At 68.8% G+C, this 20,604-nt stretch carries 21 protein-coding genes; 4 read left to right on the top strand and 17 right to left on the bottom strand.

The window, feature by feature from the left end:
* The 5 genes from arsH to FOC67_RS11935 form a co-directional block, all read right to left on the bottom strand.
* Window positions 1–693: an arsenical resistance protein ArsH gene (arsH, locus tag FOC67_RS11955; RefSeq protein ID WP_003112097.1), complete on the bottom strand. Its 693-nt coding sequence runs from the start codon at window positions 691–693 to the stop codon at window positions 1–3.
* Window positions 694–704: 11 nt separating this feature from the next.
* Window positions 705–1,175 (bottom strand): arsenate reductase ArsC, encoded by a 471-nt coding sequence (locus tag FOC67_RS11950; protein WP_009315803.1) that lies wholly within the window; start codon window positions 1,173–1,175, stop codon window positions 705–707.
* Window positions 1,176–1,206: 31 nt separating this feature from the next.
* Window positions 1,207–2,490 (bottom strand): arsenic transporter, encoded by a 1,284-nt coding sequence (locus tag FOC67_RS11945; RefSeq protein WP_009315802.1) that lies wholly within the window; start codon window positions 2,488–2,490, stop codon window positions 1,207–1,209.
* Window positions 2,491–2,503: 13 nt separating this feature from the next.
* Entirely contained in the window at window positions 2,504–2,854 is a 351-nt protein-coding gene (locus FOC67_RS11940) for a metalloregulator ArsR/SmtB family transcription factor (protein WP_003089312.1), read from the bottom strand.
* Between the two features lie 78 nt (window positions 2,855–2,932).
* Entirely contained in the window at window positions 2,933–3,823 is an 891-nt protein-coding gene (locus tag FOC67_RS11935) for an AraC family transcriptional regulator (protein ID WP_003110753.1), read from the bottom strand.
* 208 nt (window positions 3,824–4,031) lie between these two features.
* On the opposite strand from FOC67_RS11935, the gene FOC67_RS11930 reads away from it, so the two are divergent.
* On the top strand, window positions 4,032–5,093 hold the full coding sequence (locus tag FOC67_RS11930) for an NAD(P)-dependent alcohol dehydrogenase (protein WP_003139432.1): 1,062 nt from the start codon (window positions 4,032–4,034) through the stop codon (window positions 5,091–5,093).
* A gap of 24 nt (window positions 5,094–5,117) precedes the next feature.
* On the opposite strand, the gene pumA is transcribed toward FOC67_RS11930, so the two are convergent.
* On the bottom strand, window positions 5,118–5,495 hold the full coding sequence (gene pumA / locus FOC67_RS11925; protein WP_009315800.1) for a monooxygenase PumA: 378 nt from the start codon (window positions 5,493–5,495) through the stop codon (window positions 5,118–5,120).
* A 77-nt stretch (window positions 5,496–5,572) separates the two neighbouring features.
* Here pumA and soxR point away from each other — a divergent pair, with 77 nt between their 5' ends.
* Window positions 5,573–6,043: a redox-sensitive transcriptional activator SoxR gene (gene soxR, locus FOC67_RS11920; protein ID WP_003089301.1), complete on the top strand. Its 471-nt coding sequence runs from the start codon at window positions 5,573–5,575 to the stop codon at window positions 6,041–6,043.
* 7 nt (window positions 6,044–6,050) lie between these two features.
* On the opposite strand, the gene FOC67_RS11915 is transcribed toward soxR, so the two are convergent.
* The 3 genes from FOC67_RS11915 to FOC67_RS11905 all read right to left on the bottom strand — a co-directional run bounded on the left by FOC67_RS11915 (window position 6,051) and on the right by FOC67_RS11905 (window position 8,983).
* Entirely contained in the window at window positions 6,051–7,748 is a 1,698-nt protein-coding gene (locus FOC67_RS11915) for a penicillin-binding protein 2 (protein ID WP_009315799.1), read from the bottom strand.
* A gap of 121 nt (window positions 7,749–7,869) precedes the next feature.
* Window positions 7,870–8,385 (bottom strand): GNAT family N-acetyltransferase, encoded by a 516-nt coding sequence (locus tag FOC67_RS11910; RefSeq protein WP_003139434.1) that lies wholly within the window; start codon window positions 8,383–8,385, stop codon window positions 7,870–7,872.
* Between the two features lie 7 nt (window positions 8,386–8,392).
* The gene (locus tag FOC67_RS11905) at window positions 8,393–8,983 is read right to left on the bottom strand and encodes a TetR/AcrR family transcriptional regulator (RefSeq protein ID WP_009315798.1); all 591 of its coding nucleotides are present in this window, start codon (window positions 8,981–8,983) and stop codon (window positions 8,393–8,395) included.
* Window positions 8,984–9,129: 146 nt separating this feature from the next.
* Here FOC67_RS11905 and FOC67_RS11900 point away from each other — a divergent pair, with 146 nt between their 5' ends.
* Window positions 9,130–10,335, top strand: a complete 1,206-nt coding sequence (locus FOC67_RS11900; protein WP_003117816.1) for an MFS transporter — start codon at window positions 9,130–9,132, stop codon at window positions 10,333–10,335.
* Here FOC67_RS11900 and FOC67_RS11890 read toward each other — a convergent pair.
* Window positions 10,299–11,369: an antibiotic biosynthesis monooxygenase gene (locus FOC67_RS11890; RefSeq protein WP_009315795.1), complete on the bottom strand. Its 1,071-nt coding sequence runs from the start codon at window positions 11,367–11,369 to the stop codon at window positions 10,299–10,301. The genes FOC67_RS11900 and FOC67_RS11890 overlap by 37 nt on opposite strands.
* 86 nt (window positions 11,370–11,455) lie before the next feature.
* Between FOC67_RS11890 and FOC67_RS11885 the strand changes: the two genes are divergently transcribed.
* A complete protein-coding gene (locus tag FOC67_RS11885) occupies window positions 11,456–12,352 on the top strand; it encodes a LysR family transcriptional regulator (RefSeq protein WP_009315794.1) in 897 nt (298 codons plus the stop codon).
* A 99-nt stretch (window positions 12,353–12,451) separates the two neighbouring features.
* On the opposite strand, the gene FOC67_RS11880 is transcribed toward FOC67_RS11885, so the two are convergent.
* From FOC67_RS11880 to FOC67_RS11850, 7 genes are all read right to left on the bottom strand, one after another.
* Window positions 12,452–13,771 (bottom strand): cytochrome c, encoded by a 1,320-nt coding sequence (locus FOC67_RS11880; protein WP_009315793.1) that lies wholly within the window; start codon window positions 13,769–13,771, stop codon window positions 12,452–12,454.
* A gap of 11 nt (window positions 13,772–13,782) precedes the next feature.
* Complete coding sequence (locus FOC67_RS11875) at window positions 13,783–15,558, bottom strand: GMC family oxidoreductase (RefSeq protein ID WP_009315792.1); 1,776 nt, start codon at window positions 15,556–15,558, stop codon at window positions 13,783–13,785.
* 2 nt (window positions 15,559–15,560) lie between these two features.
* On the bottom strand, window positions 15,561–16,277 hold the full coding sequence (locus tag FOC67_RS11870; protein WP_009315791.1) for a gluconate 2-dehydrogenase subunit 3 family protein: 717 nt from the start codon (window positions 16,275–16,277) through the stop codon (window positions 15,561–15,563).
* Between the two features lie 167 nt (window positions 16,278–16,444).
* The gene (locus FOC67_RS11865) at window positions 16,445–17,431 is read right to left on the bottom strand and encodes a D-glycerate dehydrogenase (protein ID WP_009315790.1); all 987 of its coding nucleotides are present in this window, start codon (window positions 17,429–17,431) and stop codon (window positions 16,445–16,447) included.
* An 18-nt stretch (window positions 17,432–17,449) separates the two neighbouring features.
* Window positions 17,450–18,757: an MFS transporter gene (locus FOC67_RS11860; RefSeq protein WP_003113740.1), complete on the bottom strand. Its 1,308-nt coding sequence runs from the start codon at window positions 18,755–18,757 to the stop codon at window positions 17,450–17,452.
* A 62-nt stretch (window positions 18,758–18,819) separates the two neighbouring features.
* Complete coding sequence (locus FOC67_RS11855; protein WP_003139444.1) at window positions 18,820–19,770, bottom strand: sugar kinase; 951 nt, start codon at window positions 19,768–19,770, stop codon at window positions 18,820–18,822.
* Window positions 19,763–20,545: a TIM barrel protein gene (locus FOC67_RS11850; RefSeq protein ID WP_009316370.1), complete on the bottom strand. Its 783-nt coding sequence runs from the start codon at window positions 20,543–20,545 to the stop codon at window positions 19,763–19,765. The genes FOC67_RS11855 and FOC67_RS11850 overlap by 8 nt, the downstream gene beginning before the upstream one ends.
* Window positions 20,546–20,604: the final 59 nt, after the last annotated feature.

Here is a 20,604-nt window from a genome sequence, read left to right as displayed (position 1 = left end):
TCAGAGCGAACGCTGGTCGACCCGCGCGGCAAGCTGCTCGGCGCTTTCCTTGCGCTCCGAATAGCGGTCCACCAGGAGGTCCGTGCGTTCGCGCAGGAGCAGGGTGAACTTGAACAACTCCTCCATCACGTCGACCACCCGGTCGTAGTAGGGAGATGGCTTCATCCGGCCCGCTTCGTCGAACTCCAGGTAGGCCTTGGGAACCGAGGACTGGTTGGGGATGGTGAACATGCGCATCCAGCGACCCAGCACGCGCAACTGGTTGACCACGTTGAACGACTGCGAGCCGCCGCAGACCTGCATCAGCGCCAGGGTCTTGCCCTGGGTCGGGCGCACCGCCCCGAGCGCCAGGGGAATCCAGTCGATCTGCGCCTTGAATACCGCGGACAGCGCACCGTGGCGTTCGGGCGAGCACCAGACCTGGCCTTCCGACCACTGCACCAGGTCGCGCAACTCGCGGACCTTGGGATGCTCCAGCGGGGCATCGTCGGGCAATGGCAGCCCGGAAGGGTCGAAAATCCGCGTTTCGGCACCGAAGCGTTCGAGCAGGCGTGCGGCCTCCAGCACCAGCAGGCGGCTGAAGGAGCGCTCGCGGGTCGAGCCGTAGAGCAGGAGGATGCGCGGCCTGTGCCCGGAGACGGGGGGCAGGTCGCCGAGCAATGCGGAATCGAGGTTGGGTAGTCGTTCGGGCATGTTGCCTCCGGTCAGAGCGAGCCGATGCGCTCCAGCTCGCGCTTGAGCTGGTCGCGATCCAGGGTGGCGAAGGGCAGGCCGAGGAAGGCTCGGCAACGCTGTTCGATGCGTGCCAGGGTGGCGCGGAACGCCGCATCCCGCAGGGCTTCGTCGCCATCCAGGGCGGAGGGATCGGCCAGGCCCCAATGGGCCTTCAGCGCTGCGCCGAGATACAGCGGGCAGGCTTCCCCCGCGGCGGCGTCGCAAACGGTGATGACGATGTCCGGCGGTGCGCCTTCGAAGGCTTCGCTGCCCTTGCTGTACAGGCCGTGGGTGGCGATGCCGGCCTGTTCGAGGGTCGCCAGGCTGCGCGGATGCACCCGCCCGCTGGGCTGGCTGCCGGCGCTGCATGCCTCGAAACCCGGCGGGGCCAGGTGGTTGAACATGGCTTCGGAAAGAATGCTGCGGCAACTGTTGGCCGTGCACATGAACAGGACTCGCATGGGATGCTCCTGCCGCCGTCGCCGGCGGCCGTCAGATGGCCAGGCGCAGGGCCAGGGCCGAAAGGGTCGCCAGCAGGACCGGCAGGGTCAGCAGGGCGCCGACCCTGAAGTAGTAGCCCCAGGTGATGCGCATGCCTTTGCGCGCCAGCACGTGCAGCCAGAGCAGCGTCGCCAGGCTGCCGATAGGGGTGATCTTCGGACCCAGGTCGCAGCCGATGACGTTGGCGTAGATCATCGCTTCGCGCACCGCGCCGGCGGTGTCGCTGGCCTGGATCGACAGGGCGCCGAGCAGCACGCTGGGCATGTTGTTCATTACCGACGAGAGGGCGGCGGAAAGCAGTCCGGTACCCAGCGCGGCCGCCCATACGCCGTGCTCGGCCAGGCGGTTCAGGAGCTGCGCCAGGAGGTCGGTGAGACCGGCGTTCTTCAGGCCGTAGACCACCAGGTACATGCCCAGCGAGAAGACCACGATCTGCCAGGGCGCTTCGCGCAGCACCCGCCGGGTCGAGATCACCCGCCCGCGCCCGGCCACCGCCAGCAGCAGCGCCGCACAGGCCGCGGCCACCGCGCTGACGGGGACGCCCAGCGGCTCCAGGGCGAACAGCCCGGCGAGCAGGACCAGCAGCATCCAGCCACCGACGACGAAGGTCGCGCGGTCGCGGATCGCCGCCCGCGGCGGCTTCAATTGCTCCAGCGCATAGACCGGCGGCAGGTCGCGGCGGAAATAGAGGAACAGCACCAGCAGGGAGGTCGCGACGCTCACCAGGTTTACCGGCAACATCACCGCGGCGTACTCGCCGAAGCCGAGCCCGAAGTAGTCGGCCGAGACGATGTTCACCAGGTTCGAGACCACCAGCGGCAGGCTGGCGCTGTCGGCGATGAAGCCCGCCGCCATGACGAAGGCCAGGGTCGCCGCCGGGCTGAAGCGCAGGGCCAGCAGCATCGACATCACGATGGGCGTGAGGATCAGCGCCGCGCCGTCGTTGGCGAACAGCGCCGAGACCGCCGCGCCGAGCAGCACGCAGAAGGCGAACAGGCGCCGGCCGTCGCCGCCGGCCCAGCGCGCGACGTGCAGCGCTGCCCATTCGAAGAAGCCGGCCTCGTCCAGCAGCAGGCTGATGACGATCACCGCGATGAAGGTGGCGGTGGCATTCCAGACGATGTTCCAGACGGTCGGGATGTCGCCCGGCGCGACGCTGCCCAGCGCCAGGGCGAGCAGGGCGCCGATGCTGGCGCTCCAGCCGATGCCGAGGCCCCTGGGCTGCCAGATGACCAGGACCAGGGTTAACAGGAAGATGGCGAAGGCGATCAGCATGGGGCGGCTCGCGCTATTGGCAGCAGGCGGAGGCGCGCTGCGGGCGGCCGTCCATGTCGCGCAGGCGCGCGGCGTCGGCTTGCAGCCAGTCGCCGTTGGCCCGCAGGGTCACTTGCAGGACTTCGTGGATCCAGGCCGGCAGCGCAGGGTTCAGGCGGTAATACACCCACTGGCCCTGGCGACGGTCGAGGAGCAGCCCGGCACTGCGCAACTGGGCCAGGTGGCGGCTGATCTTCGGCTGGCTGTCGGCGAGGGCGCACATCAGTTCGCAGACGCACAGTTCGCCCTGGTCGACGATCAGCAGGGTGGCGCGAACGCGCGTCTCGTCGGCCAGGCACTTGAACACTTCGGCGGGGCTGGGCATCGCTGGGCCTTCCTGAATATATGGAAAGCCGAATATACGGACATCCGTATGTATTGCAAGCGCCCCCGATCCTGCCGGCTAGCGGCGGGCGGCCTGGACTTCCTCGCTCGGCGTGCGCCCGAAGTAGCGCTTGAACTCGCGGCTGAACTGCGAGGGGCTCTCGTAGCCGACCTGGTTGGCGGCGGTACTGGCGTTCAGCCCGTCCTGCACCATCAGGCTCCAGGCCTTGTACAGGCGCACGCTCTTCAGGTACTGGAGGGGCGAGGTGAAGGTCATCGCCTTGAAGTTGTGGTGGAAGGTCGACACGCTCATGTTCGCCTCGCGAGCCAGGGTGTCGATGTCCAGCGCACTGGCGTAGTCGGTGTGGATGCGCCGCAGGGCCCTGGCCATGCGCCCGTAGCCGCTGTGCCGGCCGGCCACCGCACGCAGGGCGTTGCCCTGCTCGCTGCGCAGGGCGCGGAAGATGATCTCGCGGACCAGTTGCGGGCCGAGGATATGGCTGTCCAGCGGGCTCTGCAGGCAGCGCAGCAGGCGCATCACCGCATCGGCCATCCCCGCGTCCAGCGGTACCGAAGCCATCGGCGCGCTGGGCGCCAGTTCGTTGTCGTCGTCGCTGCCGGGAGCCTCTTCCATCTGTAGCAGCAGTTCCTTCAAGGTGCCGATTTCCACGTCGACGCTCACTCCCAGCAAGGGCTCGGCGGCGGAGGCGTGGGTTTCGCATTCGAACGGCAGGGGCACCGACATCACCAGGTAGCGTTCGGCGTCATAGCGGTAGGTTTCGCCACCGAGGAAACCGATCTTCTGGCCCTGGGCGAGGATGCAGATGCGCGGCTCGTAGAACACCGGGCTGCGCGGATAGGCCTGTTCGGCGCGCATCAGGCGGACGCCGGGGATGCGGGTGGCGTCGAAACCCGGTTCGCCTTGCAGGGTGGTGATCAGCGACGCCATGTCGGTGGAAGTAGTGCTCATGCCTTGGCTGTTTCTCCAGGAGGGGAGGCAAACGTAGCAACCCCGCGCGCGCCTGGGCAGTGGCGGGACGCAACATCGGCACGAATGGGCAAGGCTTCGACAGGAATGGACATTCTGCGGCGGCGCCCATCCGGCGAACAATTGCCCCCCGAACGGACCGCCGCCAGCAGGTCGTCGCGGCCCGCCATCCTGCGAAGAGGACACACCGATGACCCTACAGATCCGCGGCTACGCCGCCCAGTCCGCCAGCGCCCCGCTGGCTGCCCATCGCTTCGAACGCCGCGCGCCGCGCGCCGACGATCTGGTGATCGACATCCTCTACTGCGGCGTCTGCCACTCGGACCTCCATCAGGCGCGCAACGAATGGCACAACAGCCTGTACCCGCTGGTGCCGGGCCACGAGATCATCGGCCGGGTCGCCAGCGTCGGCGAGGCGGTGAGCGGTTTCGCGGTCGGCGAACTGGTCGGCGTCGGCTGCATGGTCGACTCCTGCCGGCACTGCGCCGCCTGCTCCGAGGGCCTGGAGCAGTATTGCGCGGAATACCCGACCCTGACCTACAACGGCCGCGACCGCCACGACGGCCTGCCGACCTTCGGCGGCTACTCGGAGCGCATCGTGGTCTCGGCCAGGTTCGTCCTGCGCATTCCCCAGGGACTCGATCCGAAGGCGGCGGCGCCGCTGCTGTGCGCCGGGATCACGTCCTACTCGCCACTGCGTCACTGGAAGATCGGCCCCGGTAGCCGGGTGGCGGTGGTCGGCCTGGGCGGCCTCGGTCACATGGGCCTGAAGTTCGCCAGGGCGCTCGGTGCCGAGGTGGCCCTGTTCACCCGCTCGCCGGGCAAGGAAGAGGAAGCGCGGCGGCTCGGCGCCGACCAGGTGATCCTTTCCACCGACCCACAGCGGATGGCCGCCGTCGCCGGGCGCTTCGACCTGATCCTGGACACCGTGCCGCACCAGCACGACCTCAATCCCTACCTGGCGACCCTCAAGCGCGACGGCACCCTCGTGCTGGTCGGCCTGCTCGAGCCGCTGGAGCCGGCGGTGCACGGTGCGCAACTGGTGATGGGGCGCCGCTCGATCGCCGGCTCGGCCATCGGCGGCATCGCCGAGACCCAGGAAATGCTGGATTTCTGCGCGACCCACGGGATCGCCTGCGACATCGAGATGATCGAGATCCAGCAGATCAACCAGGCCTACGAGCGGATGCTGGCCAGCGACGTGAAGTATCGCTTCGTGATCGACATGGCCTCCCTGCCGAAGTCCTTCTGAGACGGGCCGTCGGCGCCGGCGGGCTCAGCAGCCCTCGGCGTCGACCAGGAAGGTCTCGAAACGCACGCTTTTCGTCCCCAGCCGCCAGACGCCCGCGCTCAGCGGGCCTTGCGCGTCCTGCCGGGCTTGCCAGGCGCGTTCGCAGTCCTCGCGTGAACGCCAGCAGGTGTAGTTCAGCACGTGCTGGCCGTCCTCGCTGGGGTGCAGGCTGGCGGACAGGTAGCCCGGGCAGTTCCTGAAGCAGCGTTCCAGGCGTTGCAGGTGCGCGTTCTGTTCCAGCGCCAGCGACAACTGGCTGGCGGGTTCCACCTCGATATCGATGAGTTGCGCGTAGCACGGCGACCGCTCGCTAGCGGCCGGGCACTGGTCGTCGGTGCAGCAGTAGGAGGAGGGGATGAGCATGGCGGGTTACTCCGGGTGACTTGTGTCGAGGGCCGGCCCAGGGTAAAACCTCAAGCAAACTTGAGGTCAAGCCAATCATGAAGAATTCCTGCGCATCCCGCGAACTGAGCGTCGGCGAACTGGCCAGGCGTGCCGGCGTGGCGGTCTCCGCCCTGCATTTCTACGAAACCAAGGGGCTGATCAGCAGCCAGCGCAACGCCGGCAACCAGCGGCGCTTCAGTCGCGAGACGCTACGCCGGGTGGTGGTGATCAAGGTCGCCCAGCGGGTCGGCATTCCCCTCGCGGAGATCGCTCGCGCCCTGCAGACCCTGCCGGCCGGGCGCAGCCCTAGCGCGGCGGACTGGGCGCGCCTGTCGGCGCAGTGGAAGGAGGATCTCACCGAGCGCATCGACAAGCTGCTGCTGTTGCGCGACCAACTGGACGGCTGCATCGGTTGCGGCTGCCTGTCGCTCCAGGCCTGCCCGTTGCGCAACCCCGGCGACCAGCTGTCCGCCGAGGGGCCGGGAGCGCACTGGCTGGACGCCGAGGGCCGCGAGCACGACGGCTAGGCAGCGGTCAGCCGTGGTGCTGGCGGTCGGCGACGGCCGGGCTGTCCTGCAGGTTGTCCGGCGGGATCGCCAGGGCGCGTAGCGATCCGGCCATGATGTCGCTGAAGGTGGGCGCCGAGACCAGGCCGCCGAAGTAGCCAATCCTGGTCGGCGAATCGATCATCACCGCCAGCACCAGTTGCGGGTCGGACGCCGGCGCCATGCCGACGAACAGCGAACGGTAGGACTTGTCCGCGTAGCCCCGGCCCGAGGCCTTGCGCGCGGTGCCGCTCTTGCCCGCCACGTGGTAGCCCGGCACGCGGGCGCGGACCACGCCCTTCGGGTCTTCCACCACGGTTTGCAGCATCGCCCGGATGCGCCGTGCGATCTGCGGGTCCATCGCCTGGCGCACCTGGTTCTGCGGGTTGTCGCGGAGCAGGCTGAGCGGCACCAGCTTGCCGTCGTTGGCGAACACCGAGTAGGCCTGGGCCAGCTCGGCGGTGTTCACCGCCAGGCTGTAGCCGAACGACATGCTGGCGGTGGCGATGTTCGACCATTTCTCGTGGAACGGCAGGTAGCCCGGGTTCTCGCCGGGGAAGCCCAGCGACAGCGGCGCGCCGAAACCGACCCGGCCGAGCTGTTCGAGGATCGGCTGGGGTCCGATCTGCAGGGCGACCTTGCTCATGCCGATGTTCGAGGAGTTGATCAGCACCCCGGTCATGGTCAGTACGTCGCGCCGGGCGACGTCGTGGATGGTGTGCCCGTCGATGGTCATCCAGCCCGGTGCCACGCTGACTTGGCTGTTCTCGTCGAACTTGCCGGAGGCCAGCGCCGCCGACATGCTGAACGGCTTGATCACCGAGCCCGGCTCGAAGGTATCGGTGAGGGTGCGGTTGCGCATGAAGGCCGGGGCGAAGCTGGCGCGGTTGTTCGGGTTGTAGGAGGGGAAGTTGGCCATCGCCAGGATCTGCCCGCTCTTCGGGTTCACCAGGACCGCCGAGCCGGAGTGCGCGCCGAACTTGAGCACGGCCTTTTCCAGCGCCTTGTAGGCGATGAACTGTAGTCGCAGGTCGATGCTCAGGGCCACGTCCTGGCTGGCCTTGGGCGTCTTCAGCACCTTGATGCTGTTGACCAGCGAGCCGCGCGGGTTGATCGCCACCTCGCGTCCCCCGTCCTTGCCGCTCAGCCAGTCGTTGAAGCCCAGTTCGGTGCCTTCCTGGCCGCGGCCGTCGATGTTGACCAGGCCGATCAACTGCGCGGTCAGCTCGGAACTGGGGTAGAAACGCTTGTATTCCTTGATCTGGTGTACCCCGGTTATGCCCAGGGCCATCACCTCGCTGGCCTCGATCGGCGACAGGCCGCGCTCGAGGTAGAGGAAGCGCTTGTTCGGGTTGGCCTGGAGCTGGGCCAGCAGCGGCGCCGCGGGGCGGTGCAGGGCGCCGGCCAGGCGCGGCACCTCGTCGAGGTGGTCGGCCATTTCCCTGGGGTTGCACCAGATCGACGCGACTTCGGTGGATACCGCCAGCGGCTCGCCGTTGCGGTCGGTGATCATGCCGCGGGTGACCGGGATCGGCAGGTCGCGGATCGAGCGGAGGTCGCCCTGGTCGGCGAGGAATTCGTGGTCGTGGACCTGGAGATAGACCAACCGTCCGGAGACGGCCAGGGAGGCGAGGACGAACAGGGTGACGACAAGGATGAAGCGGTAGTTTCGGCGTTGGCTGCTCATGCAAGGGCACACTGGGGAAGAGGGAGAGCGGAAGCCCGTCCGGGGCAGCGCTGAAACATCCTGTTGCAGTTGGCAACTGTACCGCCACCCGCCACCCGCCGGTCAAGCCCTTTGCCGCCGTCTAGAGCAGCAGGCGCATCGCGCAGCGGCTGTCGGCGGCGAAGCCGATCTCCTGCTCGTGGCCGAGGATCGCGCGCAGGCGCTCGCCGGCTTCCTGCCAGGTCAGCCGCTGGAAGCCCAGGCGTGCGTAGAACGGCGCGTTCCAGGGCACGTCGCAGAAGGTCGTCAGGGTCAGCGCCCGGCAGTGGCTGGCGTGGGCGTAGGTCACCGCGCGCTCCAGCAGGCGGCGGCCCAGGCCCTGTTGCTGGTGGGCCTGGGCGATGGACAACTCGGCGATGTGCAACTCGTCGGCGCAGCGTTCGGCGGCGAGGAAGCCGACCGGCTGGCCATCGGCGTCTTCCGCCAGCCAGTGGCTGCCGCGCTCGATCAGGCGGCGATGGAAGTCCACCCCGGCGACCCCGGCGTCGGCGATCCAGGCCAGCTCGGGCAGCAGGCGGAAGCTTTCCCCGGCTGAGCGCTCGATGGCCGGGAGCAGCGCGGCGTCCTCGTCGCGGCTGGTTCTGATGCGGTAGTCCATTGGCTTTTCACTCCATGAGCAGGCCGTCGAGCAGCACGTCCAGGGCCTGGCAGGCCCTGGCCAGGCTCTCCGGCGGGTGTTCGGCGTTGGCGATACGCAGGGCGGCGTCCACCAGCGCGCCGTTGAGCAGCCAGGCCAGGGCCTCGGCGTCGGTGCGGCGGACCCGCCCGCTGTCCATCAGTTCGCGCAGTTGCCCGGTCATCGAGCTTAGGCAGCGCAGTTGGCTGGCCTCGCTGCTGGGGCTGCCGAGGATGGCCGGGGCATCGCGCAGGACGATGCGCTGGATTTCCGCTTCCAGGGCCATTTCCAGGTAGGCGTGGTTGTAGGCACGGAAGCCGCTCCAGAGGTCCTCGCCGGCAGCCAGGATGGCGCCGAGGCGAAGATTCATCTCGTCGTCGATCTGCTGCACCACCGCGGCCAGCAGGCCTTTCTTGTCGCCGAAGTGGTGATACAGCGCGCCGCGGGTGAGGCCGGCGCTGGCGGTCAGGTCGTCCATCGAGGCGCCGGCGTAGCCGTTGTCGGCGAACGCTCGGCGCGCGGCGTCGATCAGCTTGGCGCGGGTTTCCTCGATCATCTCGGCGCGAGGCTTGCGGGCCATGCGAGGTCTCCGGGTGGCGAAGGGGCTTCAGGATAATTGACATACGCTGCGTATGTCTCCATGATTTTTGACATACGCAGCGTATGTGAATTTCGTCTTCTCCCGTCGTCGCCGGTTCCGCTGGAGCCGGCCAGCCGAGGCTTTCCATGAGCAACCCCTATCTCGAACTGTTCGCCGCGCCCGGCGCCAAGGGCTTTTCAGCCGCCGGCCTGCTGGCGCGGATGCCCCTGTCGATGACCGGCCTGGGCATCGTCACCATGCTTTCCCAGGTGCATGCCGACTACTGGCTGGCCGGTACCGTGGCGGCCACCTTCGTGTTCTGCAATGCCTTGCTCGCGCCGCAGGTATCGCGCCTGGTGGACCGCTTCGGCCAGGGCCGGGTGCTGCTCCCGGCCGCGCTGGCCAGCGCCCTGGCGATGAGCGCGTTGTTGCTGTGTACGCACTATCGAGCGCCGAATGCCTGGCTCTACCTGTTCGCCTTGCTCGCCGGGGCGATGCCGAGCATGCCGGCCATGGTGCGGGCGCGCTGGACCGAGCTGTACCGGGGCTCGCCGAAGCTGCACACGGCGTTTTCCTTCGAATCGGTGATGGACGAGGTGTGCTACATCATCGGGCCGGTGCTGGCGGTGAGCCTCAGCGTCGGCTGGTTCGCCGAGGCGGGGCCGCTGCTGGCGACGCTGTTCCTGGTCGCCGGGGTGAGCCTGTTCAGCCTGCAACGCGGCACCGAACCGCCGCTGCATGCCCATCCGCGGCGCCGCGCCGGCAGCGCGCTGGCCTATCCGGCGGTACGCGTGCTGGCGCTGGTACTGGCCGCCATCGGGGTGATCTTCGGCGCGGTGGAAGTGGTCAGCGTGGCCTTCGCCGAGGCGCACGGCAACAAGGCTGCGGCAAGCCTGGTGTTGTCGGTCTATGCCGTCGGCTCATGTCTCGCGGGATTGCTGTTCGGGCTGCTGCGCTGGCGCCTGGCGCTTTCCCGGCAACTGCTCTGCATGGTTACGCTGATGGCCCTGAGCCTGATGCCGCTGCTAGGGGTGGAGAGCATCCTCGCGCTTGCCCTGACCGTGCTGGTGGCCGGTTTCAGCGTGGCGCCGACGATGATCCTGGCCATGGGCCTGGTCGAGCGTGCGGTGGACCCGGCGCGCCTCACCGAAGGCCTGACCTGGGCCATCACCGGGCTGGGCATCGGCATGGCCCTGGGCTCGGCGCTGGCCGGCTGGGTGGTGGAGGGCTACGGCGCCGCCAGCGGTTTCCTCGTCGCGGTCGGCGCCGGCTGGCTGGCCTGGCTGCTGGCCCTGGCCTGCTTCCGGGTGCTGGCTCAGGACGAGGCCGGCGACTGCGCGGTGTCCGGCTGAGCCGGGAAGGCGTATTCGCGTTCGACCCGGGCGATCCGCGCGCTGAAACCGGCGTACCAGTCGCGCCGGCCGCGCGCCTGGGCGTCACGGTGCTCCGCGTGGCGGCTCCAGGCACGGATCGCCGCCTCGCTGTCCCAGTAGGAGACGGTGATGCCGAAACCGTCGGCGCCGCGGACCGACTCCACGCCGAGATAGCCCGGCTGGCGGCTGGCCAGTTCCAGCATGTGCTCGGCCGCTTCGGCGTAGCCGTCGTCGACGGCGCTGCGGTGGGAGCTGAAGATCACTGCGTAATAGGGCGTAGGGCCGCGCCGCGGGCGGTCGCGGCGCTGCGTCCGGCACGCCTCGACGAATGCCTTCGGCAGTGGTGGCAGGACGCCGGCCAGGGCTGCCCGCTCGGGTTGGAACAGGGTGGCGACGAAGAACGGATGCTGTTCCAGCTCCACCGCGCGGATCGCCCCGTCGGCGCTCCAGGCGCTGGCCCGCAGTGCGCCGCCGGTAAGTTCCGCGGCGAAGCGCGGGGCGATTGCGTAGCGGCAGTGGTAGTCCGCCTCGATCCAGTTAGCGGCATACGCCAGGGCCAGGCGCGAGCCGCGCAGCAGGCGGACTTCCTCGCGGGCTTCGAGCAGGGCGCAGGGCAGGGCGGCGATCACCGCCTGGTCGCTGTGCGGATGCTCCTCGCCATGGGTCGCCGCCTGCCAGCCGAGGGCGTTGCGGGCGAACTCGAGGATCGTGTGCTGGAAGCCGGCGCAGGTACCGAGGAACGGCCGGCGCCGGCCCCGGGCATGGGCGATCAGGCGCAGCACCGCGTCGGCGTCGCGATAGGGGCTGCCCGGCACGCACCAGAACCCGTCATAGCGCTCCAGCGCCGGTTCGGCGGGCAGGCGGTCGCTGGCCAGCCAGTCGAATGCGATCTCCAGGCCGAGTGCCTCGCCGGCCAGGCGCAGGGCCAGGGGAATCGCCTGGTGGGCGGTGATGTGCGGGTCGTGGTCGCCGACCAGGGCAATGCGCAGCGGCGCCGCGGGAGGGGTGGACATCCGTTTTCGCTCCAGTTTCGCCACGCCGGTTGGCGGGCCCTGGCGCTCACTCTATAGTTGCGTTTCCGCACTCGATATCGGCGCCAATGCAAAAGATGAATGCACCGCTGCAATATCGCCTGGACCATGCCGATCTTGCCCTGGTCCTCGCCCTGGTTCGCGGCGGTAGCCTGGCGCGGGCCGCAGAGTTGCTCAGGGTCGATGTGTCGACGGTTTTCCGGGCCATCCGCCGGCTGGAGAAGAACCTCGGCAAGGCGTTGTTCGACAAGAGCCGCAGCGGCTACCTGGCGAACCAGACCGCCCGCCGCCTGGCGCAGCAGGCGGAACTGGCGGAACAGGCGCTGGAGGCGGCGCGCATCGGCCTCGAACTGGAGCGCGAGGTGCTCAGCGGTACCGTGCGCCTGACCTGCTCCGACGCCGTCCTGCATGGCCTGCTGCTGCCGGCGCTGGCGCGCTTCATGCCTGGCTATCCGGCCCTGCAACTGGAGCTGGCGACCTCCAACGACTTTGCCAACCTCAGCCGGCGCGACGCCGACATCGCCCTGCGCATGACCCGCACGCCGCCGGAACACCTGGTCGGGCGCAACCTCGGCGAGGTGCGCTACGTGCTCTGCGCCAGCGAACGCTACCTGGAGGGCCGCGACGCGGCGGAGCCCGCCATGCTGCACTGGATCGCCCCGGACGATTTCCTTCCCGACCACCCGAGCGTGGTCTGGCGTCGTCGACACTACCCCGGGGTGCTGCCGGCCTACCGCTGCAACGGTGTGCTGGCGGTAGCCGAGATGGCCCGCGCCGGCCTCGGCCTGGCGGCGATCCCCGCCTACCTGCTGCGCGACGGCGACGGCCTGCGGGTACTGGACGCCGACCTCGAGGGCTGCGCCAGCGCCCTGTGGCTGCTGACCCGTCCGGACTGCCGGGCGTTGCGCTCGGTGGTCGCGTTGTTCGACGAGCTGGGGCGGCATGTGCGCTTGGGTGATGAGTGAAGGGGGAGGGCCGTGCCCGGTACGGCGCGCTCCCGCTCCCCAACCCTCTCCCGCGAGCGGGAGAGGGGCTGGAATGGCGTTTCGCCAGAGGCCTGGCGCTCAGCCGCGATCCGCCGCGGCCGGTCCCGGCGGCGGAATGTCGCCCACCGCCGCCGCGCCGGTGTCCTTGCGCAGGCGCTTGACCTCGTCGACGCTGACGCTCGGCGCCTGGTTGCCCCAACTGGTGCGGATGAAGTTGACCACGTCGGCGATCTCCTGGTCGTTCATCCGCCAGCCGAACGGCGGCATGGTGAAGCTCGACGGTGCCTGGTGGGTGGCCGGCAGGGTGCCGCCCTTGAGCACGATGTGCACCAGGGAGGTCGGGTCGCTGCCGGTCACCACCGGGTTGCCGGCCAGGGCCGGGAAGACCCGCGCATAGCCCTTGCCGTCGGTGCGGTGGCAGGCCCCGCAGTTGTCGACGTAGAGCGCCGCGCCGGTCTTGCTGTCGTCGCCGTGGAACAGTGCCTGGGCCACGCTCTCGTCGTAGACGTGCGGCTGGTCGGCGGGGTCCGCCGGCGGCAGCGACTTGAGGTAGCGGGCGATGGCGGTGAGGTCGGCGTCGGTCATGTACTGCATGCTGTGCACCACCACGTCGGACATGCCGCCGAACACCGCGCTGCGCTCGCTGCGGCCGGTGCGCAGGAAGCTGACCAGGTCGGCTTCGCTCCAACTGCCCAGTCCGGTCCGGTGGTCGCCGCGCAGGCTCTTGGCGATCCAGTTCTCCAGCGGCGCGCTGCCGGACAGGTAGGCCGCGCCATCGCTCGCCGCCAGGGCCTTCTCCTGCATGCCCAGCCCACGCGGGGTATGGCAGGCGCCACAGTGGCCGAGGCCTTCGACCAGGTAGGCGCCGCGCGCCAGCACCGGGTCCTGCCCGGCGGCGGCCTGGAAGTCCTTCACCTCGGGAGCGAAGGTCCAGCGCCAGAATGCCAGCGGCCAGCGCATCGACAGCGGCCAGGGGATGTCGCTGGCCTTGTTGGGCTGCTCCACCGGCTCCACGCCATGCATGAAGTAGGCGTAGAGGGCGCGCATGTCCGCTTCGCTGACTCGCGCGTAGGACGGGTAGGGCATCGCCGGGTAGAGGGTGTCGCCGGACCTGGCCACGCCGTGGCGCACGGCGCGGTCGAAGTCCTCGAAGCTGTAGTCGCCGATGCCGGTCTTGCGGTCCGGGGTAATGTTGGTCGAGTACACCGCGCCGATCGGCGTTTCCATCGGCAGGCCCCCGGCGAACGGCTTGCCGTCCTTGGCGGTGTGGCAGGCCACGCAATCGCCGGCGCGGGCCAGGTATTCGCCCTGCCTGACCAGGGCCGGGTCCGGCGCTGCGGCGGCCTGGGCGATGCCGCAGGCGAGGGCGGAGAGGGCGAGGAAGGCTGTCGGTTTCATCGTTGCGCTCCTCATGCCTGCACCAGCGGACCGGGGTTCTTCAGGTATTGCTCGCGGATCGCCTTGGCCGACCAGTAGGCCAGCGCCGCCACCAGCCCTGTGGGGTTGTAGCCGGTGCCCTGGGGGAAGGCCGAGGCGCCCATGACGAAGACGTTGTGCACGTCCCAGCTCTGCAGGTAGCGGTTGAGCACGCTGGTCTTCGGATCGCTGCCCATGATCGCCCCGCCGAGCAGGTGGGTGGTCTGGTAGACCCGTGTATTGAAGTGGTCGCCGAAGTTCTTGACGTTCACCGAGATGGCCTTCGGGTTCATCGCCTCGGCGATCTTGCGCATGTGCTCGGTGACGTAGCGGCTCATGCGGATCTCGTTGTCCTTCCAGTCGAAGGTCATGCGCAGCAGTGGCTGGCCGTAGGCGTCCTTGTAGGTCGGGTCGAGGTCGAGGTAGTTGTCGCGGTAGGTCATGTTGCTGCCGTGGGCGTCCATCGACACGGTGTGCGTGTAGGCGTCCTTGACCGCCTGTTTCCAGCCGCTGCCCCAGCTCGGCGTGCCGGGCGGCACGGCGAGGCCGCCGATCGGCTTGGAGCCGGCCTGGTTGACCCACATCGGCGAGCCGCCGACGAAGCCCAGCGGTCCGTGGTCGAAGTTGTCGGCGTTGAAGTCGTCCACCGCCACGCCGCCGCCGCCGGTGCCGACGAAGGGGTTGGTATGCACGTCCTTGTCGAAGAACGCCTTGATGGTGGCCATGTTCTGGTAGGCGAAGTTCTTCCCCACCACGCCCTCGCCGGTGCGCGGGTCGTAGGGCTTGCCGATGCCGGAGAGCAGCAGCAGGCGCACGTTGTGGAACTGGAAGGCACTGATGATCACCAGCTTCGCCGGCTGCACGATCTCGCGCCCCTGGGCGTCGACGTAGGTCACGCCGGTGGCCTGCCTGCCGTCGCTGTCGAGGTTGACCTTGAGCACGTTGCAGTTGGCGCGCAGTTCGAACAGCGGGGTCTGGCGCAGCGCCGGCAGGATGTTCAGGTTCGGCGAGGCCTTGGAATACATGTAGCAGGCGTAGCCGCTGCAGAAGCCGCAGAAGTTGCACGGCCCCATCTGCACCCCGTAGGGGTTGGTCCAGGGCCCCGAAGCGTTGGCCGCCGGCAGGTCGTAGGGGTGCAGGCCGAGTTCCTCGGCGGCCTTGCGGAACAGTTGCGCGGAGTACACCTGGCGCAACGCCGGCAGCGGGAAGTCGTCCGAGCGGTCGGCGGCGAACGGATTGCCCGTGCCGACCACCTGGCCCTTGACCGTATGCGCGGTGCCGGAGGTGCCGAAGACCTTCTCGGCGAAATCGAAGTGCGGCTCCAGCTCTTCGTAGCTGACCCCGTAGTCCTGGATGGTCATGCCTTCGGGGATGAATTTCTTGCCGTAGCGTTCCTCGTAATGGCTGCGCAGGCGCAGTTCCTCGGGCATGATCCGGAAATGCACGCCGGACCAGTGCAGGCCGGCGCCACCGACGCCGTCGCCGGGAAGGAAGGCGGAGAGCTGACGGTAGGGCAGCGCGGTGTCGTTGATCCCGTGGCGGATGCTCACGGTGCTCTTGGAGAGATTCTGGAACAGCTTGCCGCGTGTGTTGTAGGTCAGCTCGTCGAGGGTGTTCGGGTAGGCGCCGTCGGGATAGGTATCGCGGTTCTCGCCGCGCTCCAGCGCCACCACGTTGAGCCCGGCCTCGGTCAGCTCCTTGGCCAGGATCGCTCCGGTCCAGCCGAAGCCGACCACCACCGCGTCCACCGGTTTGAGTGTCGTCGCCATGTTCAACCCCTCTCGCCGGAAATCGCCACCGGCGGGAAGGGATACTTCTCGCCGCGGTCGGCCCAGTCCATGAAGTCGGCGCGGGCGCCGGGGAAACCGACCAGCTTCCAGCCCACCAGGCCGCGATTGCCGCCGTGCTGCGGATCGGAGAAGAAGCCTTCGTGGGTGTTTTGCAGCAACTGGCCGAAGAGCAGCTTGGCCGGCAGGTCCTGCAGGTCGATCTGGCCGGCTTCCAGGCGTTGCAGGATGTCGTCCTGCGCCGACGGCTCCAGCTCGGCGAACGGCTTGCCCTGGTTGGCCTTGCTCCAGCGTTCCAGGGCGGCGATGCCGACCCGGTAGATGTCGCGTGGTACCAGCTTCAACTGATGGCCGAATTCCGGCGCGGCGTCGGTGACGAACGATCCCTGCATGTACCAGAGTGCGCCGTGCCCGTAGGGGGTTTCCATCTGTCGGTCGATGAACTCCGGCACCCCGGCCTCGATGGCGCCGGGGCCGTTGTCGTCGCTGGGGATCAGTCGCGCCACCGCGGCGTTGACGAAAGCCCATTCGGTGTTGGTGAAGAAGCGAGGCTGGTAGCGTTCGCGGGGTTTGTCCTGCTCGGCGGCGGGCGTCTGCATGGCATGGCCGACGCCATAGCCGGCCAGGGTCACCGCCGGGATCACGGTCAGGGTCTTGCGCAGGAAGTCGCGGCGGCCGTTGACGGCCTTGTCATCGGGCATGGTGGGGTCCTCTCTGGATCATCACGGTTTCGTCTTTCTGATAATGATTAGCAGGCTAATTATAAGTTCATGTGTCACGTTGAAAAAACGTTTCAGCAAGGATTCAGGCAGGCCAATACCGGCAAGTGAAGCAGAACGGCGCGCCGGGCGTCGGCCCGGCGCGGCCTTCAGGCGCCTCGCCGTCGCGCCCAGGCCGAAGGATTGACCAGGTTCAGCGGCCGCTCGCCGGCGAGGGCGGCCAGCAGGTTGTCTACCGCGCAGCGGGCCATGGCTTCGCGGGTTTCCTCGGTGGCCGAGCCGATGTGCGGAGTGGCCACCACGTTTGGCAGGCGCAGCAGCGGCGAGTCGGGAGACAGCGGCTCGCGCTCGAACACGTCGAGGCCGGCGGCGCGGATCCGCCGCTGGGCCAGGGCCTCGATCAGGGCCGCCTCGTCGACCACCCGGCCACGGGAGATGTTGATGAAGATCGCCTGCGGGCGCATCCGGGCGAACTGCGCGGCACCGATCAGGCCTTCGGTGGCGGCGGTCAGCGGCAGGGTCAGGCAGACGAAGTCGGATTCCTCGAGCAGCGCGTCGAGGGAGCGGTAGCTCGCTGCGTAGCGTTCTTCGACGTGGGGCTTCGGGCTATGGCTGTGGTACAGCACGCGCATGCCGAAGCCGTGGTGCCCGCGCCGGGCCAGGGCCTCGCCGATGCGGCCCATGCCGACGATACCGAGGGTCTTGCCATGCACGTCGGTACCGAACTGGGCGGCGCCGACGCTCTTCTTCCATTCCCCGGCGCGCACCCAGCCGGCCAGTTCCACTACCCGCCGGGCTGTCGCCAGGATCAGCGCGAAGCCGGTGTCGGCGGTGGTCTCGGTGAGCACGTCGGGGGTATTGCTGAGGAGGATGCCGCGGCGGTCGAGGTAGTCGATGTCATAGTTGTCGACGCCCACCGAGACGCTGGCGATGGCTTCCAGTCGCGGTGCCAGGTCGAGCAGTCCGGCCTCCAGGCGCAGGCTGGCGCCGAGCAGGCCGTGGGCCTCGGGCAGGGCGTCGCGCAAGCGGGCCAGGCCGTCGCGGCCGGGCTCCTCGACCAGGAGCACCTCGACCCGTTCGCGCAGGCGTTCCATCAGGGGCGCGGAGAGACGTTTGTAGAGAACCACTTTCTTCATCGGATGCTCCGGAGTCGGTCAGGGGTGGGCCGGCGCCGCCCGCCGCGAGGCGTGCGCGCGAGCGGCATCGGGCTCGCGCTTGTCGGCGTGCGGGTTGAGGAACACGGTGAGCAGCACCGACAGCAGCAGCGCTCCGCTCATGAACAGATAGGAAGCCCCGGGCCCGCCGGTGATGCCGTTCAGGTAGCCGACCAGCCAGGAGCCGGAGAACGAGCCCAGCGCGCCCATGCTGTTGATCAGCGCCATGGCGCCGCCGGCGACGTTGGCCGGGAGGACTTCCGGGACGATGGCGAAGAACGGTCCGTAGGGCGCGTACATGCAGGCCCCGGCCAGCACCAGCAGGGCGTAGGACAGCCAGAAGTGCTCGCTGCCGAGGGCGTAGGAACCGTAGAAGGCGATGGACGCGATGAGCAGCGGCGGCCAGACGAAACGCTTGCGTTTCTGCAACCGGTCCGAGGCCCAGGACACTCCGAGCATGGCGATCACCGCCGCCAGGTAGGGCAGCGCCGACAGCCAGCCGGCTTCGATGATGTCGATGTTGGCGCCGTGCTTGAGGATCGACGGCAGCCAGAGGACGAAGCCGTAGACGCCGATGCTCCAACAGAAATACTGCAGCGAGAGGACGATGACCTTTGGCGAACGGAACGCCTCGCGGTAGTTCTTCACTGGCTTGATGCCCTGCTGCTCGGCGGCCAGGGCGTCTTCCAGGTCGCGTTTTTCCGAGCCGCTCAGCCAGGCGGCCTGGCGCGGGCGGTCATCCACCAGGCGCCACCAGATGAAGGCCCAGATCACCGCCGGCAGGCCTTCGATGATGAACATCCAGCGCCAGCTGAAATGCTCCACCAGGTAGCCGGAGACCACCGACATCCAGAGGATGGTCACCGGGTTGCCGAGGATCAGGAAGGTGTTCGCCCGCGAGCGCTCGGCGCGGGTGAACCAGTGGCAGAGGTAGACCAGCATCGCTGGCATCACCGCCGCCTCGACCACGCCGAGGAGGAAGCGGATGCCGATCAGCAGGTAGACGTTGGCGACCATCCCGGTCAGGGTGGCCAGCCCGCCCCAGAGGATCAGGCTGACGAAGATCAGCTTCTTGACGCTGCGCTTTTCCGCGTAGATCGCCCCCGGCACCTGGAAGAAGAAGTAACCGAGGAAGAACAGCGCGCCCAGCAGCGAGGACAGCCCGGGGGTGATCCGCAGGTCGTCGGCCATCCCGGAGGCGGCGGCGAAGCCGTAGTTGGCGCGGTCCAGGTAGGCCAGGCTGTAGGTGACGAAAACGATCGGCATGATGTACCACCAGCGGCTGCTGGCGAGGCGAGGCATGGTCATGGTCGGGTATCTCCTGAGCTTGTCTTGTTCTTGTCGCAACAGGTGCCGCGTGGGCGGCGGGTTCAGGCGCTCTTGCGGTGCTCGCGGTCGAGCAGTTGGCTGCGTTTCGGCAGCCCCTCCATGTCGCCGCGGACCTGTACCGCGCGGCTGCCGATCCAGTTGCCGCGCGCCACCGCGTCGGGCAGCGGCAGACCTTCCAGCAGCGCGCTGACCACCCCGACCGCGAAGCCGTCGCCGGCGCCCACGGTGTCCACCACGGTCGCCACCGGCACGCCGGGGACCAGTCCCTCGCCGTGGGCATCGCGATAGTAGGCGCCGCTCGGGCCGAGCTTGATCGCCACCGCGTCGACGCCCATGTCCAGGTAGAACGCGGCGATATCCGCGGGTTCCTGCCAGCCGCTGAGCAGGCGGCCTTCCTCCAGGCCCGGCAGGACCCAGTGGGCATGCGCGGCGAGGGCGTTGATCTCGGCGATCATGCGGCGCTCGCTGGGCCACAGCGAGGGTCGCAGGTTGGGGTCGAAGGACAGGCTGGCGCCCTTGCCGCGCATGCGCCGCATCAGTTCGTGGGACAGTTCGCAGGCACTCGCCGAGAGTGCCGGCGGAATGCCGGTGGCGTGCAGGTGGCGGGCGCCGAGCATTTCTTCGCGGATATGGGCGAGGCCCAGCCGGCTGGCCGCCGAGCCGCGGCGGAAGTACTCGACCCGCGGGTCGGCACCATCGACCTCGCGGGACTTCATCTGGAACCCGGTGGGCGCTTGCGCGTCGACCTCGACGAAGCGGCAGTCGAGACCCTCGCGGGTCAGGCTGTCGAGTACGAAACGGCCGAGCGAGTCGTCGCCGACCCGGCTCAGCCAGGCCACCGCGAAGCCGAGGCGGGCGAGGCCGATGGCGACGTTGCTGTCGGCGCCGGCGATGCGCTTGCCGAACTGCTCGACGCGGTCCAGTTCGCCGGGCTGTTCGGCGACGAACATGGCCATGGTCTCGCCGAAGCAGAGGATCTCGAAGTCAGCCATGCTGGCGTTCCTCCTGGGGATGGCCGAGGCGGGCGAGGGCGGCGATGTGCCGGCGGCTGAGACTGAGCAGGTCGTCGCCCTGCAGCGGGTATTCGATGGCCCGCGCCACGCCTTCCGGGAAATGCTGCAGCAGGCGCTGCCAGTACTGCAGGTCGGCGGCCGACGGCGGTACCGCGACCAGCTTGCCGTCGCGGTTGCGGATCACCGCCTTGCAGTGCACGTAGCCGACGTAGCGGCCCAGGCGCAGGGCGGCATCGTCCACCGCCTGCTCCTGCCAGCGCCAGTTGCCGATGTCGAAGGTCATCGCCAGGTCCAGTTGCTGGCGCTCGGCGAGGCGGAAGAAGCGTTCCAGCACCTCGATCCGGCCGCCATGGGGCGTCTGGTCGTTCTCCACCAGTAGCTGCAAGCCGTGGCGCGCCAGGCGCCGGGCGAGGGCGGCGAGGTCGGGCTGTTCCGGCAGATGACCGAGCGAGACCTTGAGCCAGCCGGCCCCGCAGGCTTCGGCGCGGCGCAGGGTGGGCTCCAGCTCGGGGTTCAACTGGCCGTCTTCGCGCCACAGCTCGAGGGGCGAGGAGAACACGCATTCCAGCCCCTGCAACTGGATGGCGGCGGTCAGCGCTTCGGTATCCGGCGGGCCGGCGAAGAGTTCCTCGCGCAGTTCCACGCGCTGCGCGCCGGCCATCCCCAGCAGGGGCAGGAAGCTGGCCTGGCCGCGACTGCGAACGAGGTCCGCGCCGTAGCTGGAAAGACTGATGGAGACAGGGTGAAGGGACATTGGCGATCCTCTGAAACCGGTTTCATTTCAGGCCGTGCGAAAGCCGCCGGCAACGCGCC

This window comes from Pseudomonas sp. FDAARGOS_761, assembly GCF_013343155.1.
GTDB classification, from domain to species: Bacteria; Pseudomonadota; Gammaproteobacteria; order Pseudomonadales; family Pseudomonadaceae; genus Pseudomonas; species Pseudomonas aeruginosa.
The sequence above is the reverse complement of the archived record's forward strand: the minus strand, read 5'-3'. Positions and strand labels throughout refer to the sequence as shown.

What these genes read in the sequence shown, in the direction of transcription:
- FOC67_RS11880 (WP_009315793.1), bottom strand. Translation starts at nt 13,771, where the DNA reads ATGAAACCGACAGCCTTCCTCGCCCTCTCCGCCCTCGCCTGCGGCATC.
- pumA (WP_009315800.1), bottom strand. Translation starts at nt 5,495, where the DNA reads ATGCTCATCCCCTCCTCCTACTGCTGCACCGACGACCAGTGCCCGGCC.
- FOC67_RS11885 (WP_009315794.1), top strand. Translation starts at nt 11,456, where the DNA reads ATGCAAAAGATGAATGCACCGCTGCAATATCGCCTGGACCATGCCGAT.
- FOC67_RS11850 (WP_009316370.1), bottom strand. Translation starts at nt 20,545, where the DNA reads ATGTCCCTTCACCCTGTCTCCATCAGTCTTTCCAGCTACGGCGCGGAC.
- FOC67_RS11940 (WP_003089312.1), bottom strand. Translation starts at nt 2,854, where the DNA reads ATGCCCAGCCCCGCCGAAGTGTTCAAGTGCCTGGCCGACGAGACGCGC.
- FOC67_RS11945 (WP_009315802.1), bottom strand. Translation starts at nt 2,490, where the DNA reads ATGCTGATCGCCTTCGCCATCTTCCTGTTAACCCTGGTCCTGGTCATC.
- arsH (WP_003112097.1), bottom strand. Translation starts at nt 693, where the DNA reads ATGCCCGAACGACTACCCAACCTCGATTCCGCATTGCTCGGCGACCTG.
- FOC67_RS11905 (WP_009315798.1), bottom strand. Translation starts at nt 8,983, where the DNA reads ATGGCCCGCAAGCCTCGCGCCGAGATGATCGAGGAAACCCGCGCCAAG.
- FOC67_RS11865 (WP_009315790.1), bottom strand. Translation starts at nt 17,431, where the DNA reads ATGAAGAAAGTGGTTCTCTACAAACGTCTCTCCGCGCCCCTGATGGAA.
- FOC67_RS11900 (WP_003117816.1), top strand. Translation starts at nt 9,130, where the DNA reads ATGAGCAACCCCTATCTCGAACTGTTCGCCGCGCCCGGCGCCAAGGGC.
- FOC67_RS11855 (WP_003139444.1), bottom strand. Translation starts at nt 19,770, where the DNA reads ATGGCTGACTTCGAGATCCTCTGCTTCGGCGAGACCATGGCCATGTTC.
- FOC67_RS11915 (WP_009315799.1), bottom strand. Translation starts at nt 7,748, where the DNA reads ATGAGCAGCCAACGCCGAAACTACCGCTTCATCCTTGTCGTCACCCTG.
- FOC67_RS11950 (WP_009315803.1), bottom strand. Translation starts at nt 1,175, where the DNA reads ATGCGAGTCCTGTTCATGTGCACGGCCAACAGTTGCCGCAGCATTCTT.
- FOC67_RS11890 (WP_009315795.1), bottom strand. Translation starts at nt 11,369, where the DNA reads ATGTCCACCCCTCCCGCGGCGCCGCTGCGCATTGCCCTGGTCGGCGAC.
- soxR (WP_003089301.1), top strand. Translation starts at nt 5,573, where the DNA reads ATGAAGAATTCCTGCGCATCCCGCGAACTGAGCGTCGGCGAACTGGCC.
- FOC67_RS11875 (WP_009315792.1), bottom strand. Translation starts at nt 15,558, where the DNA reads ATGGCGACGACACTCAAACCGGTGGACGCGGTGGTGGTCGGCTTCGGC.
- FOC67_RS11935 (WP_003110753.1), bottom strand. Translation starts at nt 3,823, where the DNA reads ATGAGCACTACTTCCACCGACATGGCGTCGCTGATCACCACCCTGCAA.
- FOC67_RS11860 (WP_003113740.1), bottom strand. Translation starts at nt 18,757, where the DNA reads ATGACCATGCCTCGCCTCGCCAGCAGCCGCTGGTGGTACATCATGCCG.
- FOC67_RS11910 (WP_003139434.1), bottom strand. Translation starts at nt 8,385, where the DNA reads ATGGACTACCGCATCAGAACCAGCCGCGACGAGGACGCCGCGCTGCTC.
- FOC67_RS11930 (WP_003139432.1), top strand. Translation starts at nt 4,032, where the DNA reads ATGACCCTACAGATCCGCGGCTACGCCGCCCAGTCCGCCAGCGCCCCG.
- FOC67_RS11870 (WP_009315791.1), bottom strand. Translation starts at nt 16,277, where the DNA reads ATGCCCGATGACAAGGCCGTCAACGGCCGCCGCGACTTCCTGCGCAAG.